The organism is Cohnella sp. (assembly GCF_041640265.1).
Lineage (GTDB): Bacteria > Bacillota > Bacilli > Paenibacillales > Paenibacillaceae > Cohnella.
Map to the genome: position 1 here is coordinate 1 of NZ_JBEQAP010000007.1, position 15,159 is coordinate 15,159.

The 15,159-nt window shown below is 42.8% G+C and carries 15 protein-coding genes and 1 pseudogene; 10 read left to right on the forward strand and 6 right to left on the reverse strand.

Translation table 11 applies throughout. The features are described 5' to 3' along the window. Positions 1–469: sodium:proton antiporter (locus ACESLK_RS07395; RefSeq protein WP_373228553.1), on the forward strand; the 469-nt coding region annotated here is incomplete at its 5' end. Positions 470–509: 40 nt separating this feature from the next. Here the strand turns inward: ACESLK_RS07395 and ACESLK_RS07400 are convergent. After that, positions 510–1,196, reverse strand: a complete 687-nt coding sequence (locus tag ACESLK_RS07400; protein WP_373228554.1) for a hypothetical protein — start codon at positions 1,194–1,196, stop codon at positions 510–512. Between the two features lie 241 nt (positions 1,197–1,437). Between ACESLK_RS07400 and ACESLK_RS07405 the strand changes: the two genes are divergently transcribed. The 4 genes from ACESLK_RS07405 to ACESLK_RS07420 all read left to right on the forward strand — a co-directional run bounded on the left by ACESLK_RS07405 (position 1,438) and on the right by ACESLK_RS07420 (position 5,021). Then, complete coding sequence (locus ACESLK_RS07405; protein ID WP_373228555.1) at positions 1,438–2,316, forward strand: LysR family transcriptional regulator; 879 nt, start codon at positions 1,438–1,440, stop codon at positions 2,314–2,316. Positions 2,317–2,473: 157 nt separating this feature from the next. Next, entirely contained in the window at positions 2,474–3,133 is a 660-nt protein-coding gene (locus ACESLK_RS07410) for a type 1 glutamine amidotransferase domain-containing protein (protein ID WP_373228557.1), read from the forward strand. Between the two features lie 20 nt (positions 3,134–3,153). Then, complete coding sequence (locus tag ACESLK_RS07415; RefSeq protein WP_373228749.1) at positions 3,154–3,948, forward strand: SDR family NAD(P)-dependent oxidoreductase; 795 nt, start codon at positions 3,154–3,156, stop codon at positions 3,946–3,948. A 104-nt stretch (positions 3,949–4,052) separates the two neighbouring features. Then, positions 4,053–5,021 carry an NADH:flavin oxidoreductase/NADH oxidase gene (locus ACESLK_RS07420; protein WP_373228558.1) on the forward strand — a complete coding sequence of 323 codons (969 nt, stop codon included), beginning with the start codon at positions 4,053–4,055 and terminating at the stop codon, positions 5,019–5,021. 116 nt (positions 5,022–5,137) lie between these two features. On the opposite strand, the pseudogene ACESLK_RS07425 reads toward ACESLK_RS07420, so the two are convergent. The 4 genes and pseudogenes from ACESLK_RS07425 to ACESLK_RS07440 all read right to left on the reverse strand — a co-directional run. Then, a pseudogene (locus ACESLK_RS07425) lies at positions 5,138–5,293 on the reverse strand (SDR family oxidoreductase); the annotation flags it as partial. Positions 5,294–5,347: 54 nt separating this feature from the next. Further along, entirely contained in the window at positions 5,348–6,184 is an 837-nt protein-coding gene (locus ACESLK_RS07430) for an aldo/keto reductase (protein ID WP_373228560.1), read from the reverse strand. Between the two features lie 13 nt (positions 6,185–6,197). Next, complete coding sequence (locus tag ACESLK_RS07435; RefSeq protein ID WP_373228751.1) at positions 6,198–7,157, reverse strand: TIGR03571 family LLM class oxidoreductase; 960 nt, start codon at positions 7,155–7,157, stop codon at positions 6,198–6,200. Between the two features lie 20 nt (positions 7,158–7,177). Next, the gene (locus tag ACESLK_RS07440) at positions 7,178–8,386 is read right to left on the reverse strand and encodes an MFS transporter (protein ID WP_373228561.1); all 1,209 of its coding nucleotides are present in this window, start codon (positions 8,384–8,386) and stop codon (positions 7,178–7,180) included. A gap of 155 nt (positions 8,387–8,541) precedes the next feature. Between ACESLK_RS07440 and ACESLK_RS07445 the strand changes: the two genes are divergently transcribed. Then, on the forward strand, positions 8,542–8,868 hold the full coding sequence (locus tag ACESLK_RS07445; RefSeq protein WP_373228753.1) for a winged helix-turn-helix transcriptional regulator: 327 nt from the start codon (positions 8,542–8,544) through the stop codon (positions 8,866–8,868). A gap of 449 nt (positions 8,869–9,317) precedes the next feature. After that, the gene (locus ACESLK_RS07450) at positions 9,318–9,677 is read left to right on the forward strand and encodes a YidH family protein (RefSeq protein ID WP_373228563.1); all 360 of its coding nucleotides are present in this window, start codon (positions 9,318–9,320) and stop codon (positions 9,675–9,677) included. A gap of 15 nt (positions 9,678–9,692) precedes the next feature. Here the strand turns inward: ACESLK_RS07450 and ACESLK_RS07455 are convergent, their stop codons facing one another. Continuing rightward, positions 9,693–10,529 carry a DUF4915 domain-containing protein gene (locus tag ACESLK_RS07455; RefSeq protein ID WP_373228564.1) on the reverse strand — a complete coding sequence of 279 codons (837 nt, stop codon included), beginning with the start codon at positions 10,527–10,529 and terminating at the stop codon, positions 9,693–9,695. 308 nt (positions 10,530–10,837) lie between these two features. On the opposite strand from ACESLK_RS07455, the gene ACESLK_RS07460 reads away from it, so the two are divergent. From ACESLK_RS07460 to ACESLK_RS07470, 3 genes are all read left to right on the forward strand, one after another. Next, positions 10,838–13,135 carry a helix-turn-helix domain-containing protein gene (locus tag ACESLK_RS07460; RefSeq protein WP_373228565.1) on the forward strand — a complete coding sequence of 766 codons (2,298 nt, stop codon included), beginning with the start codon at positions 10,838–10,840 and terminating at the stop codon, positions 13,133–13,135. A gap of 182 nt (positions 13,136–13,317) precedes the next feature. Then, the gene (locus tag ACESLK_RS07465) at positions 13,318–14,229 is read left to right on the forward strand and encodes an ABC transporter permease (RefSeq protein ID WP_373228567.1); all 912 of its coding nucleotides are present in this window, start codon (positions 13,318–13,320) and stop codon (positions 14,227–14,229) included. Next, entirely contained in the window at positions 14,230–15,108 is an 879-nt protein-coding gene (locus ACESLK_RS07470; protein ID WP_373228568.1) for a carbohydrate ABC transporter permease, read from the forward strand. The last annotated feature ends 51 nt before the right edge of the window (positions 15,109–15,159 follow it).

A 15,159-nucleotide genomic window follows, 5' to 3' on the forward strand; every position in this document is an offset into this window, starting at 1 on the left:
GGCATTTACTAAAGTCGAATGGACGACGATATTCTTCTTCGTGGGTTTGTTCGTTCTGGTATCAGGACTTATTGAAACGGGTGTAATCGCCAAATTAGCGGCACAAGCGATTGAACTGACTAACGGCGACCCCGTAGCAACCTCCTTGCTTATTTTATGGCTCAGCGCTATTGCATCAGCGTTTTTGGACAATATCCCTTTTGTCGCGACCATGATCCCCATGATTCAAGAAATGGGCAATATGGGTGTCAGTAATTTGGAACCGCTCTGGTGGAGCCTTGCGTTAGGTGCATGTTTAGGCGGTAACGGTTCTTTAATTGGTGCAAGCGCCAACCTTATCGTCGCGGGAATGTCGGGCAAGGAAGGGCATCCGATAAAATTTATACAGTTCTTTAAATACGGTTTCCCGCTTATGCTGTTATCCGTTGTATTAGCGACTTTTTACGTTTACTTTAGGTATTTAATATAGAAACAGCGAAAAAAGCCTATTGCAAGGCTTTTTTTCGTGATTAGTTATTATGTTCAATTATCCGTCCGGTGACGGAGTGAATCAAAATAGTTGTTCTTCTATCCGGTCTGAAGTGCTGAAGCGTTACAGCATAGATAAGCGGTGTCCCTGAACGTGCGGATAAGTAGTAGGTCTCCACTTCCGGAGCGTTCGCGAGTTCCCCTTGAACATTAGCTCTAGCAATCCCTATAGCCTGCTTCTTCGAAATTGCTGGATGCATAGGCCGATTAAACAACTGCTTTTCCAGATAGGGATGAATGGTTCCCTCTATTTGTTGAATTACACCATCATTTCTAATCTCAATAACTAACCAATCCTCCCAAACCGGTGTCCGGAACAGCAAATGCTGAAGACGAACGTTAATGATGTCATGGCGGCGTTCAACTTCTATTACTTTCATATCACGTTTCGGGTTTTGGAGCCCGTATAATGTTCTCCATTTATACAGGAATTCGTAAGCAATCCATTCTGGTGAATGTTTCGATGGAAGTGTTAATTTTCCAGTAAGCTTGAATGGAGTGTTTGTTACGTTGTTCCAATTGATTTCCAGAGTGCCGCCGCTGTTTTTCTTTAACTGTTGAAGTGTTGCTTGAATTTTAGGAGGTGATTCGTTAGCTACAACACTTTGGCTTAGCGGGATTAAAAAGCATGTCGCCAGTAATAGGTTAAAGAGAATAACTTTTTTCATTAGGAATCCTCCCCAATAAAGATACTTACTGAATATTTTTGACATGAAACGATAAGCGTATTCAATGAATAATTGAAATAACATGAATTCCACTTAAAATCGCATAATAACAGGACGACATTCAACTGTTGTCCTGTTATTATTTTATTTATAACAATGAAAGAGGTGTTTTGTTTGAGGAATCAACTCTTATCTCCTTATATCGAACAAACCAATATTCCACAGCAATACAAGAGGGCCTATGGCGAATTTTGAATGGTATCGAAGTTTTATCAGTATTTATAAATACAGCTCTGTATCGGAAGCAGCCAAAACGCGGATTATGACGCAGCCTGCAATGAGTCAACATTTAGCTGCATTAGAAGCAGAGGTTGGGGAACCTTTGTTTATTAGAACAGCGAGGAAGATGATTCCGACTGAGCGAGGAAAAGAACTATATTCGCAATTGGTCCCTCTGATTGAGTCACTTGAAGAGACAACTTTAAGTTTCAGAACAGTCTCAACTCCCGCACTGCCAATTGTAAAAATCGGCAGTGCACCAGAGTTTTTTAGAGAAAGGATAGCTCCATACCTTACAAAGCTTAACGTGCGTCTGAACGCCCATTACGGGTTTGCTTCGTATATTTTAGAATTATTGACTGAAGATAAGGTCGACATAATCGTGACATCGCAAAAGTATACAGCGACTGGTGTAGAATATATTCATTTTTTAGAGGAAGAGTTTGTTGTAGCAGCACCTTATAATTTAGATGAACCTATTTTCAATAATGCAAATCAACTGGAAACTTGGTTATGTTCACAAAAATGGCTTAGTTATGGTCTTGATTTACCTATTATCAGAAGATTTTGGAGGGAGACCTTTCATAAACGTCCTCAGATAAACCCCGAGCATGTATTACCCGATTTGCATATTATTTTGTCTGCTATCGAATGCGGGGCTGGAATTAGTTTATTGCCTACTTACATGCTGGCAAACTCTTTACATACAAACAAAATAAAAATAATTTGCAAATCTTATAAAGTCACTAATGATTTATATCTCGCTTATAAAATTAAAAACCGAAACGTGCCCAAATTAAACATGATAATAGAAGCTCTTAAAGAAAATAATTCAATGTGAATTACCGGATTCTGGTTATTCCGGCAGGCATTTTGATCTATCTATATGTATAAATTATTTTATATGAAGATCACTATTATCTAATTTGAATTATAGGATATCTAAAGATACAATATGACTGCAACAACAAATCACAAACAGAGGAGAGGAATCAAAAATGAAAAGAAATATATTAATCGTCGTCACCTCAGCTAATCGAATAAACAGTGAAAAGGCTACAGGACTGTGGCTTTCGGAGTTTGCTGAGGCATATATCGAGTTTTCAAAACAAGGTTTCGATATCACAGTAGCAAGTCCATTGGGCGGTAAAACCCCTATTGATAAAAACAGCTTGAGTGCTGATTTGCATCAAGAAATATTGGATACTGAGAAATTTCTTGCAAATACGGTCAAGCTTGATGAGGTAAAGGGTGCAGATTTTGACGTTATTTTCTTGCCGGGCGGCCACGGTACGATGTATGACTTGCCAGATAATGATAAGCTTCAATTATTACTTAAAGAATTTTTTGAGTCCGGTAAAATCGTAGCTGCGGTATGCCATGGACCTGCAGGTTTAGTCAATGTTAAGTTGTCTGATGGTCAATATTTAATAAAAGACAAACGAATTACAGCCTTTACGGATTCGGAAGAAAAGGCTGCAGGAATGGATCAATATATGCCTTTCTTATTGGAGTCCAAGCTTCGTGAAGCCCGTCCGAACTTTGTTGCCGCAGCAGATTGGAGTGACCATTATGAAGTCGACGGTAATTTAATAACAGGTCAAAATCCTCAATCAACAATTAGCGTAACTAGAGAAGTGATTTCCAAACTGAAATAACTGAAAGTGAGATGTTTGAAATGGAATTTAACTTAAAAAATAAATTAGTTCTTATTACAGGGTCTACCTCTGGGATTGGTAAAGCGACAGCCATTAGTTTTTTGAATGAAGGAGCTAAAGTTATTATTAACGGCCGCTCTGAAGAAAATGTAAAAGCAACGGTTAAAGAACTTTCTGTATTAGGAACCGTTTATGGAATAAATGCAGACGTTGCTGTTAAAGCAGATTGTGATTCTTTAATTAACAAAGTGAACGAAATCGGAGATTTGGATGTATTGATTAATAATACCGGTGTTTTTACCGTAAAGCCTTTTGCTGATGTTACGGATGAGGAATGGCTCGAGTATTATCAAATCAATGTAATGAGCGCCGTTCGGTTATCTAGAGCATTCCTACCCAAAATGATGGAACGCAATGCAGGACGAATCATTAACCTTGCGAGTGAAGCCGGAATAAAACCCTATCCGGAACTCGTTCCTTATGGTGTATCTAAAACGGCTCTTATTACATTATCAAGAGGTTTAGCAGAAGTGGCAAAAGGAACAAATGTAACAGTCAATTCAGTTCTTCCAGGACCTACATGGACTGAAGGGTTCAGTACATTCATTACAGACCTTGCTAAAGAGAACGGGAAAGACGTAGATACATTTATTAAAGAATACTTTAAAAATGACCAACCGACTTCTCTCATTCAACGTTTCGCTACCGTTGAGGAAGTAGCTGATACCATTGTTTTCATTGCATCCGATAAGGCATCAGCCATCAACGGTGCAGCTCAAAAAGTAGAGGGCGGGATTATTCAAAGTATTTTGTAGAAAAATACGGAACTAGTTTTAATATAAATACAGAAGTTCACTTCCCTTTGTTTCTGTTTCAAACAAGGGAAGTTCTTTACATTTTTTAACCCAAATAAATTAAAATGGCACCCATGTGTCAATATTCCGTGACCGCTAAAGATGGTAAGCCAAACGATTGGCATTATGTTCACTACCTTAGCCGCGCGATAGGCGGGACAGGCCTAATCATCATGGAAATGACTGACGTAGACCCGGATGGTCGAATAACGGATTTTGATTTAGGGTTATGGTCTGATGAGCACATTCCGGCATTTTCTAGAATCATCGAAGGAGTGCATGCTAACGGTGCAAAAATCGGCATCCAAATCGCTCATGCGGGTCGAAAAGCTGAAGATGCAGTAGAGCCGGTGGCTCCATCTGCAATAAAGTTTCCAGGATCCAAATATAAAACGCCTCGAGCCCTTTTAACGAATGAGGTAATAGATATAATACAACTCTTTGGCGATGCAACTCGCCGTGCCGTGCAGGCAGGTGTAGATATGATTGAACTTCATGGAGCCCATGGTTATTTAATTCACCAGTTTCAGTCGTCCCTTACAAATCAACGCCAAGACGCGTACGGACAAGATTTAGCTAAATTTGGTGAGGAAGTGATTAAAGCCGTCAAAAAAGAAATGCCTGCAAATATGCCGTTAGTCTTCCGGATCTCCGCAGTCGAGTATTCTGATGGCGGTTATGATATTGAACACGCCATTAAGCTGTGCAAAGCTTACCAATCAGCAGGTGTAGATGCATTTCATGTTAGTTCTGGCGGGGAAGGACTGGCAGGGGAAAGAAAGCCTGGCAACTATCCAGGCTATCAAGTGCCGTTCGCAAGGGAAATCCGAGAATCTCTTCGCGTACCTGTTATCGCTGTAGGTATGCTGGAAGAGCCGACACTTGCTGAGTCAGTTATCGGCAATGAAGACGCAGATTTGGTGGCAATCGCCCGTGGCATGCTTCGGGATCCTTATTGGGCTACTAATGCTGCCATTGCAATGAAAAGCGAACATACCCATGTTCCAAAGCAATATGAGAGGGCTTATCGTTAAATCGCAAATTTAACCAAAACTCCCGTACTGCCGATTGTAAAAAACGGCAGTGCGGGAGGTTTTATAAAAAAGGATAGCTTCGTACCTTACAAAACTTAGAACGGATGATACTATGATTAAAACGCGCTGCGTACTAATCCTCCATCTATTCGCAAAGCAGAACCATTAATGGTAGAGGAGAGAGGACTACTTAAGAAGGTGACAAGATTTGCAATTTCTTCTGGTCGAATAAGCCTTTGAATGATAGAAGTTGGCCGATTCTCTCTCATGAATCATCTAAACCCTCCTAGATTTGTGTTTAAAGATTAATGAGCGATCCTTATTTGTTAAAAGTCAAAATTATCCGGATCTGGACCAACACGTCGATTCTCATTCAAGCTATCTATGAGATTCATGTCTTCTTGCGTCAGCTCAAAATTAAAAACGGCTGCATTTTCAACAATTCTTGATTCTTTTGTTGATTTAGGAATTGTCACCACGCCGTTTTGCAAATCCCAGCGGATAATAACCTGAGCAATTGATTTGTTATATCGATCTGCAATTTCTTTTATTACCGGATGATCCAGTAACTGACCTTGCATTAACGGAGCCCAAGCTTCCAATTGAATGCCTTGTTCTTTGCAATAATGGTGCAGTTCCTTTTGGGTCAACATAGGATGGTATTCCACCTGGTTCACCATGGGCTTAATTACTGAGTCTAATTCGTCAATATGATGAATTTGGAAATTGCTTACTCCAATAGCTTTAACTCGTCCATCTTTGTAAATACTCTCTAATGCTCTCCAAGCTTCTTTAAATTTACCTTTAACTGGCCAATGAATAAGATATAAATCCAGGTAATCCAAATTCAGTTTTTTTAAGCTCGTTTCATAGGCAGCTAGGGCAGACTCATATCCTAAATCGGCATTCCATAATTTTGAGGTTACAAATAGTTCTTCTCTGGTAATACCTGCTTCTTTCAGCCCTGCGCTAATCCCTCGTCCGACTCCTTCCTCATTTCCATAAATAGCAGCCGTGTCAATGCTGCGATATCCATGCTTGATAGCTGTTTTAACCGCATTCTCTAGTTCAGGACCTTCCTCCACTAAATATACGCCCAAACCGAACCGAGGCATTTTTACACCATTGTGCAAAGTTGTTGTATCCTGTAAATTATTTATCATTGAAATTATCTCCCTAATTTTTATTCGCTGGGAAGTGCGGCAACACGTACTCTCCAAGCTCATGTATGACCTCGTCAGCTGGACGCTGGCTGTCAAAGAGAGCAAAGAAAAGATGATTAACCCCGATCTTCCTGTATGTTTCAAGTAATTCTAATAATTTATTTCGTCCGACTCGAAAACCAAGACGAATCGCCGTAGCATCCTCATCAGGATCTTCTGCTAGATCGAGGTGCATGGGCATGGAGAAAGGACGAAACGCAGAATGGTTTTGACGAGCTGCCGACTCCCGCCATGCTTTTATGGCTTCTAACTGTCGTACCGGCGCTTGTGGATAATACATCCAGCCGTCACCATTCAGTCCTATCCAATCGAGATCTTGTTGTGCAAAGCCGGTTACCATTGTAGGAATTTTTTTCTTCAGTTTCGGAACGAGTGTCGCTTGTTGGATCTGACCATAAAGGGAGTCGATCACAGGATAATGCTCATAAAGTACCTTCTCGAGATAGGATAACGCTTCACGGAACTGAGTGCCGCGGCTCGGATGATCGATTCCAAGTCCATTGAAGTCAGCTCGCCTGTCTCCGGAAGAGATACCCATAATGAGTCTTTCGGGAAAGAGCGCTTCGATGGTAGCAACTTCTTTCGCCAACCTAAGCGGATGGCGAAGAGGAAGTACCAGCGCAGATGTTCCAATTGCGATTTCCTTTGTCTGACTAAGCAAGTGTGTAGCGAAAATAAGAATATCTAACATTTGACCGACAGCCGGATCCCCGAATTGGGGATCTTCCAATATAACGTCTCTGAGCCATAGCGTTGTAAATCCGTAAGTTTCAGCAGTGCGGGCGAGTTCAACTTGGTGAGCCATAGTCGGTGTATTCATTCGATAGTTTTCTAATGGAATATGGAAACCAAGCGTTAATTCGCCTTCTTTGTACATTCGTTGATACGTCTGATGATGTTCAAACATGCGAATTCAACATTCTCCTCTATACATTATTTCCGTTCAAGCTTGGCAGAAATGGCTGTGAGTATGATTGCAACAAGAACCATTAATGCTCCGATCCATGGTGTATGCACAAGGCCCATGGAGTCGATAACAATCCCCCCAACTATTGAGCCAACAGCAATACCAATGTTAAACGCCGCAATATTAATTGCTGAAGCAACGTCAACCGCCGATGGCACGTACTTTTCAGCAAGTTGAACGACATACAACTGAAGACCAGGGACATTCATGAAACCAAGCAAGCCCATTAATATGACACCAACAATGCCCGCTACCTTAAATGGCACAAGGAACGTCAATAGGACTAGAACGGCTGCTTGAACAATAAACATCCAAAATAGTGCACGTAAAGGGTTTTTATTGACCAACTTACCTCCAACGGAGTTGCCAAATGCTACAGCAACACCGTAGGCGATCAAGAGGATGTTTATAACGCCATGGCTTAGTCCGGTTACATCGTGCAGGAGTGGAGTTAAATAAGTGAAAGCAACAAATGTCCCGCCATAACCGAATGCCGTTATAAGAAAGCCTAGAAGCAAGCGGCCATTCGTGAGCAGTCGGAACATATCCGAAAATTTCGCAGGAGGAGATTGTTTAAGATTTTTAGGGATGAGCACAGCGCTGGAAATGATCGCAATTACACCCAACAGGGCAACGCCCCAAAAAGTAGCTCTCCAGCCGAATGCTTGACCGATAAATGTACCCAACGGAACACCCGTAACAATAGCGATGGTAAGGCCGGTGAACATAAGGGCGATGGCACTGCCCTTTTTTTCTGGAGATACTAGTTGAACAGCAATGGTTGCTCCGATAGAGAAAAAGACACCATGTGAAAATGCTGTGATGAAACGCGCAATAAGCAATAGTTCAAATGACGGTGAAAGTGCAGCGACAGCGTTCCCGATTATGAAAACAACCATCAACGACATGAGTAAGGACTTGCGGCTTATTCGATTGGTCAGCGCGGTAAGGATAGGCGCTCCGACTGCGACACCGATCGCATAACCTGAAATTAGCAGGCCAGCGAGAGTAATGCCGATATTTAAGTCACCCGCGATGGATGCAAGCAGACCTACTGGAACAAACTCTGTTGTTCCGATACCGAAAGCGCTAATAGCAAGGGCAAGAAGTGCCCATGTTCCTGATTTTTTTGTCACTTTCTGTTGAGATACTGATTGTGCAATAGACTGACTCATGTTAAACCTCCTAGAAAAATTAAATTTGAACGGAAGGAATCTTTACTTTCGGTTCATGAGTGTTATTATATAGCCATAAAGATATTCATGATAAGTACGCACTTTAAAGGTATATAGGTACTAAAAAGTACCCTATAACTCAAAAAGGAGGGGCAATATTGGCATATAATATTCCTGTTGAGGCTACGCTTGATGTTATTGGTGGAAAGTGGAAGGTTGTCATCATGTGCCATTTAATTAAAGGTGATAAACGAACAAGTGAATTAAAAAGGCTGATGTCTGGCATTACACAGAAGATGCTGACACAACAATTACGCGAACTTGAACAAGACGGAGTTTTGAAAAGAGATATTTATGAACAGGTACCGCCTAAGGTTGTGTACTCCCTGACTGAATATGGCTGGTCACTCAGACCCATACTTGATTCAATGTGTGCATGGGGCGAGCAGCATGTAGAACTTACTTCTAATATAAGTAAATAGAATTGAGATAAAATTCTATATGTATATTTCTCCAAGATCGGTCACAAAATATGTGAATATCTAAACTTGGGAGGGATCAACGATTATAGAAAGTAATGAAGACCAGAACAATGTTGTGCGGAACAAAACGGAAATCTTCAAAAACGGAATGCAATCGGCAACAAATTATGTACAAAACGCTATTGAAAATGCAGCTGAGTCAACTCAGGATGCTACGCAAAACTTGGTGAATAACGTTATGAAAAGACGACGTAATGAAGGTGACAAAAGTTAAGTTTTTCGAAAACATATTAAAGTTTTGCGGATCAACAGTCATCGACGAGCCGGCGCTAATGCAGCCGGCTCGTTTTGTCGACTTTTCAAGCTGAGCGCGCCGATATTGCCTATGAGCAATCGGCTTCCGGCAGGATACACAACATATCGTGGCCTTATTAGAAAGGAGAATTTAATTGCCTGCTAACGATGATTCTAAATATATTCAACAGCACCTTGCCAATGAAAGAACGTACTTAGCTTGGGTCCGAACCAGTATAGCCATTATTGGCCTTGGCTTCTTAACAGCAGGGTTGATCTTCCAGTCAACTGAGCTGACGCGAACCTGGCATACGATTACTTTGACTGGCGGTATTGCATCGGTCGCAATGGGCAGTTCCGTGTTAGTATTGGCAACAAAAGATTACTTTTTAAAACAAAGAGGAATAAACGAGGGACGTTTTAGATCCCCGATTCTATTAATTTGGTTTGTATCTATATCACTTGGAATTATCGGAGTGTTGCTTGTCTTTCTGGTCATTTTAATGCTGCTATAATTACTTCGGTCGTGATTAGGAAAATCGAGCAACCTTCAGGAGATCGCTCAATTGGGAGTTCACAATCTGAATGCTATAGATCTCCCGAAAAGGGAGAAAGAATTCCTTCTCCTGTATAAAGGAGTTTTTATCCAGCAGCTTGATAGAGCCGTATACATTATTCTCTAAATTGCGTTGAGTACTGATACCGACCGCAATGTATTCACTTGTAACAGCAAGTCCGCGTGGATATCCGTTAAGAGAGACCGCATGAATTACATTTTTTTCATCCAACACGAGGAGACGTCCGGTTCCCGAATCACATACATAGGTGCGGGAGTCCACGCGTTTGTGTGAATGCGGCTGCGTCAACTGCCCCCAAAAAATGTCGGATGATTCGAGATTCTTGATGAACCCTTTTTGGTGGGAATTACCTATATACTCGCGGTGCGTATTAAAATGACCGAAAGCTGACACTACCATCCGCCCGTTCCATTGGTCCAAACAATTCAGATGCCAGGAATCGTTTTCTCCGGGGGACGCCCACCTATGAACAATGTCGCCCTCTTTTATGGAAATTAGAACAACCTCATTGCTGCCGGTCGACACGGCATAAAAATGGTCTTTCACCAAAAAAACGTCATGAATGTCCCAAATGTCATTGTATACCAGTTTTTTTCGGCTTCCATCCCGATGCTGCAAGTGAAACACCGCATGACTCTCATGCTGGAGAGCCCGCACGAAAAGGTTATCGTTGGCACTGATGCCAGTGGTGTCTATCCTATCAAATACCTCAACTGTGCCGTCCACAATTTTCGACAATCCTCCTATGTTAGGCGACGCAATAATAAGTATTTCCTCTTTATTCCACATTATCAAACGCCCTCTTTCTATGAATATATGCTATAAAGTATGCCGTATTCTCGATGCTGCTTGCATTCTTGTCCATGAGCTCCGGAAAAATGAAAAGCAGGTTTCCGCATTTCCGTATGATCGGGTAGATTATTTATTTTGCATAACAAAAACAAGTAGAATCAAATCAATTATCATAGAAAGTGATAACATGAGTTTGTGGGAGGAGGGTATTTAAGTTGTGACGCAGAATGATAACTTGGGTAAAGGAAAAGCCACGTATAGATTAAGCGGAAGATAGAAGCTGCATAGAGAAGGGGTGCTGCATCATGATGTTTCTCAGACGGATCCGGCAATATCGGGTTTACCGAAGGTTGGTTCTGTCCTATTTGCTGCTGTTGGTTGTTACCATTACCCTGCTTTCTATAATTCTGTATTCGATGTTCTCCGCAAGGGCGGTTCAAGAAATCGACCGCTCCTCCAAGCAAATGCTGACGCAAGTCAGCTATGCAGCAAACGTCGTATACGGACAAATACAGGATGTCACGGGTCAAATGCTGAGCGATAACGAGATCATGTCGTTCTTGTATGCCAAGGAAGACAGCAAGACGGTTGATTATACAGCTAACTTGTTTTTGAACAGAATTCAAGGCGTATACCCGTTTATTAAAAACATAAGCATTTATAACTTCACGACCGGCGCCTATATCGATTCGCCTGGGCTGGCTTCCAACCCGGGAATGGCAATCAAAGACGAGACGGGCGATATCGGGTTTTTCCCCAGGAAAGCCCAATCCGTCACAGGCAAATCTTCCTACAGGCTTTGGACGTTTAAAATCATTCCGGAACGTTCCTTCACGGAAGTGCCTAAATCGGCTATCGTGGTCGATTTGGACGAAACGTATATACGTAATACGATGCGTAATATTAGCGCCTCCTCCCGGGACTCGCTTACGTTCGTAATGGACGCGTCGGGTAAGGTTCTATCGCATTCCAGTCCCGAATATTTCATGGAGGACTTCTCCCATAACAATTATGTGAAAAAAATATTGGCCGATACGAATAGTCAAGGCAGTTTTGTGCAAAAAATCGATCGTCAAAAGCACCTTGTCACCTATGTTAAATCGGCGAATCTGGATTGGTATTTTATTTCAGTCAGACCGTATGCGGAGCTCATCTCCAATATTTACGAGCTTCGGAATTGGACGATACTGATCGTTATCCTGCTGATTATCGCGGGAGCAGCCATTTCGCTGCTGCTTTCGGGAAACATTTATAATCCGATCAAATCTCTATTAGATAAAGTGAATGCCACGGACGGGGCGGGCAGTACGGCTGTGTTGCGATACGACGAATATGCGCTGCTGACGGATGCCTTTACCGAGAAGATCGAAACGGCCAAGACGATGGAATCAACCTTAAATCGTTCTTCACGGGTGTTGAAAGACAACTACATCACTCACTTGTTGAAAGGAAACGCCAATAAAATCGCGGTTTCAGCCGAAATGAAACGCGAGTGGGAGGGCTTGCTGAACGGGCCCTTCCTTACGGTTATTTTGTTCAAGATCGACGGTTACCGCGCCTTTAGAGAACGGTACAACTTGGTTGACCGGGGACTTATCCGGTTTGCCATCGGCAACATAGCGCATGAGCTCTTGGGCAATTTCTACAGAGACGATGTTGCGAACATGGAGGACGACGAGATTGCCCTGATCCTCCAATCGGATATTGAACCGACGGAAGACCCCCTGTACCTGATTCTTGGCGAAATACAGGATACGATTCGGAGCTATTATCAAATCAGCTTATCGGTCAGCGTCGGAGATCCGTGCGAATCAGTAAACAAGCTTCGCGATTCCTACAAATCCGCGCAGGAAAACGTGACCTCCCGCCTGTTCTTGGGCCGAGGTTGCTTGATCGATCAAGCTGCGGTTAACCGGAGGACACCGGAATACAAACCCCATTATCCCGCATCTATCGAAAAGCGTTTGATCGACGCGATCAAGCTGTGCCATCCCGCGACGATACGAACGGAAATCACGGAGTTTCGAAAGTTTCTGTCGGAGTGCACGTATTCGGGAGCGATGCAATATACGAACTTCTTGATTCTTGGGATTACCAAGGAATTCGAATATATTACGGAATGGCGGGGCGTCGATTCCGAGCAGCTATACCGGACCGCGGATGAATTCCGCGATATCGAAACTTTGGATGACATCGAACAGAAGATAGCGGGGCTTTGTTCGAGAATTGTGGATATTCTCGAACAAAACAAGAAGAACACGGCCATGATCAAGAATGCGAAAATCATAGAAGAGATTCAACAATTCGTAAGAGAACAATACGCCGAGCACGGTCTCTCGTTGGAGGCGGCGGCGGATAAAGTCGGGTTTTCCTCCGGCTACATCGGAAAGCTGTTTAAGAATATGACCGGCACCACGTTCAACGATTATGTGACGCATATCCGGATGGAGCAGGCGAAGATTTTTTTGGCTGCGTCGAACGATACCGTCGCGCAAGTCGGCGAACGGGTGGGCGTATACAACGTTCCGTATTTTACGACGCTGTTCAAAAAAACGTACGGCATCACCCCTTCCCAATACAGGGAACAAGCTCCAAGAGGATGAAAACGAAAAAACTGGCGATCAAGCGAGCGGATTTCCGCTTCTTGATCGCTTTTTTAATAGCGGGTGCTTCATTTTGAAAGCTGGATTCCCTATTTGTGAAAGGAACCCCGATAGTCGAAATTTACAATGCGCTGGCTGCAACCGTATGATTCAATCATCGAATCAGAGCAAGGAGGGTTGACATGGGTTTCATACGCGAAATCACCAAGAATCGGTATTCGTATGTTCTGGTACTGCCGGCCGTCCTTTATGTTTTTCTATTTTCTTACGCTACCTATCCTTATTTGTTAATCGCCTTTCAAAGGTTCAATTATCAGAAAGGTCTGTGGAACAGCGAATGGATCGGATTAGAAAACTTTAGATTTTTTTTCAACTCCAACGATGCGGTAACCGTTACATTAAACACGATCAAACTGAACGTCCTGTTTCTTGTTTTCATCACGTTCTCAGCTGTAGCATTGGCCTTGCTATTCAATGAAATTCGGAATCGCTTTTTTATCAAATTTGCACAAACGACCATGATATTTCCAAGCTTTCTTTCCTGGATTATTGTCAGCTACATGATGTACAGCATGTTCACCACGGATTACGGAATCATTAACCAAGTGATTAAAGCGTTCGGCGGGGATCCTGTGAACTGGTATTCGAAAGCCGATGCATGGCCAACGATTCTGGTAAGCATGAAAGTATGGAAGGATGCAGGCATGGCTTCCATTATTTATCTCGCGGCGATTTCGGGAATCGACCAATCGCTTTATGAGTCGGCCGATATCGACGGAGCCTCGAGGCGGCAGAAGATGACTAGAATTACGCTGCCGCTGATCGCACCTACCATCGCTATTCTGACCCTGCTCAATCTGGGTAAAATATTTTACGGCGATTTCGGCATGATCTACGCCATTATCGGGGATAACGGCGTGCTGTATCCGACAACCGACGTAATCGATACCTATGTATTCCGTGCCTTGCGCCAGGTCGGAGATCCTTCGAACGCCGCTGCGGTTGGCCTGTTCCAATCGGCTGTCGGATTGCTGCTCGTATTCGGTGCGAACTGGCTCACACGCAGATTATTCAAGGAAGGGGCGCTGTATTAAATGAGTTCGAGAAAACGCTTCCGTCCCGGTACTGCCGCCATTTACGCGGCAATCGCTCTTTTCTCCATCGCCTGCTTGCTTCCTATGCTATTGACGCTTATCGTTTCCATCACGGCTGAGGATAGCATCATTAATAACGGGTACAGTCTGTTTCCCGAAAAGTTTTCTTTGGACGGGTATCGAACGGTGTTTGTCAATTCGGCGCTCATCTTTAAAGGTTATGCGATTTCCATCATCGTTACAGTGGTTGGTTCCGTTTTGGCATTGATCGTTACGGCAATGGCGGCTTACCCGATGTCAAACCCAAATGTGAAATACCGAAATTTCCTGGCATTGTATTTCTTTATTACGATCATATTTCAGATCGGATTAGTTCCCTGGTACTTGATGAATTACAAATTGGGTCTCACCGACAATATTTTCGCGCTGATTGTACCTATGCTGATGTTTAACGCTTTTAATATGTTTCTGATAAGAAATTTTATGGAGAGCCTGCCTGGAGCGTTGCGCGAATCAGCATATATAGACGGCGCCAACGATTTGAGGATAGCATTTCAAATTTATATGCCCTTATGCGTACCCGTGTTGGCAACCGTTTCTCTTTTCTACGCGCTCAATTATTGGAACGATTGGTTTAACGCCATCATGCTGATAGACAATAAAGGCTTGTACCCCCTGCAGTATATTCTATTTCAGCTTCGTTCCAATATTCAGATGCTGGAGATGCTTCCAACGGGAGCGAATTCGGGGTACACGCTGCCGGCTGAGTCTGCCAAAATGGCGACCGTCATTCTGACGATTGGACCTATTGTATTCCTCTATCCCTATCTTCAGCGGTATTTTGTCAAGGGTCTGGTTATCGGCTCCGTGAAAGGCTGATATATTCCTCATTAGAGGTGTATAAATAAATTTTTTTTAAGGAGAGGGTCA

Excerpts from the sequence above, each read along its gene's own strand:
- ACESLK_RS07470 (WP_373228568.1), top strand. The coding sequence starts at position 14,230 with ATGAGTTCGAGAAAACGCTTCCGTCCCGGTACTGCCGCCATTTACGCG.
- ACESLK_RS07415 (WP_373228749.1), top strand. The coding sequence starts at position 3,154 with ATGGAATTTAACTTAAAAAATAAATTAGTTCTTATTACAGGGTCTACC.
- ACESLK_RS07410 (WP_373228557.1), top strand. The coding sequence starts at position 2,474 with ATGAAAAGAAATATATTAATCGTCGTCACCTCAGCTAATCGAATAAAC.
- ACESLK_RS07440 (WP_373228561.1), bottom strand. The coding sequence starts at position 8,386 with ATGAGTCAGTCTATTGCACAATCAGTATCTCAACAGAAAGTGACAAAA.
- ACESLK_RS07400 (WP_373228554.1), bottom strand. The coding sequence starts at position 1,196 with ATGAAAAAAGTTATTCTCTTTAACCTATTACTGGCGACATGCTTTTTA.
- ACESLK_RS07460 (WP_373228565.1), top strand. The coding sequence starts at position 10,838 with ATGATGTTTCTCAGACGGATCCGGCAATATCGGGTTTACCGAAGGTTG.
- ACESLK_RS07405 (WP_373228555.1), top strand. The coding sequence starts at position 1,438 with ATGGCGAATTTTGAATGGTATCGAAGTTTTATCAGTATTTATAAATAC.
- ACESLK_RS07455 (WP_373228564.1), bottom strand. The coding sequence starts at position 10,529 with ATGTGGAATAAAGAGGAAATACTTATTATTGCGTCGCCTAACATAGGA.
- ACESLK_RS07420 (WP_373228558.1), top strand. The coding sequence starts at position 4,053 with ATGGCACCCATGTGTCAATATTCCGTGACCGCTAAAGATGGTAAGCCA.
- ACESLK_RS07465 (WP_373228567.1), top strand. The coding sequence starts at position 13,318 with ATGGGTTTCATACGCGAAATCACCAAGAATCGGTATTCGTATGTTCTG.
- ACESLK_RS07430 (WP_373228560.1), bottom strand. The coding sequence starts at position 6,184 with ATGATAAATAATTTACAGGATACAACAACTTTGCACAATGGTGTAAAA.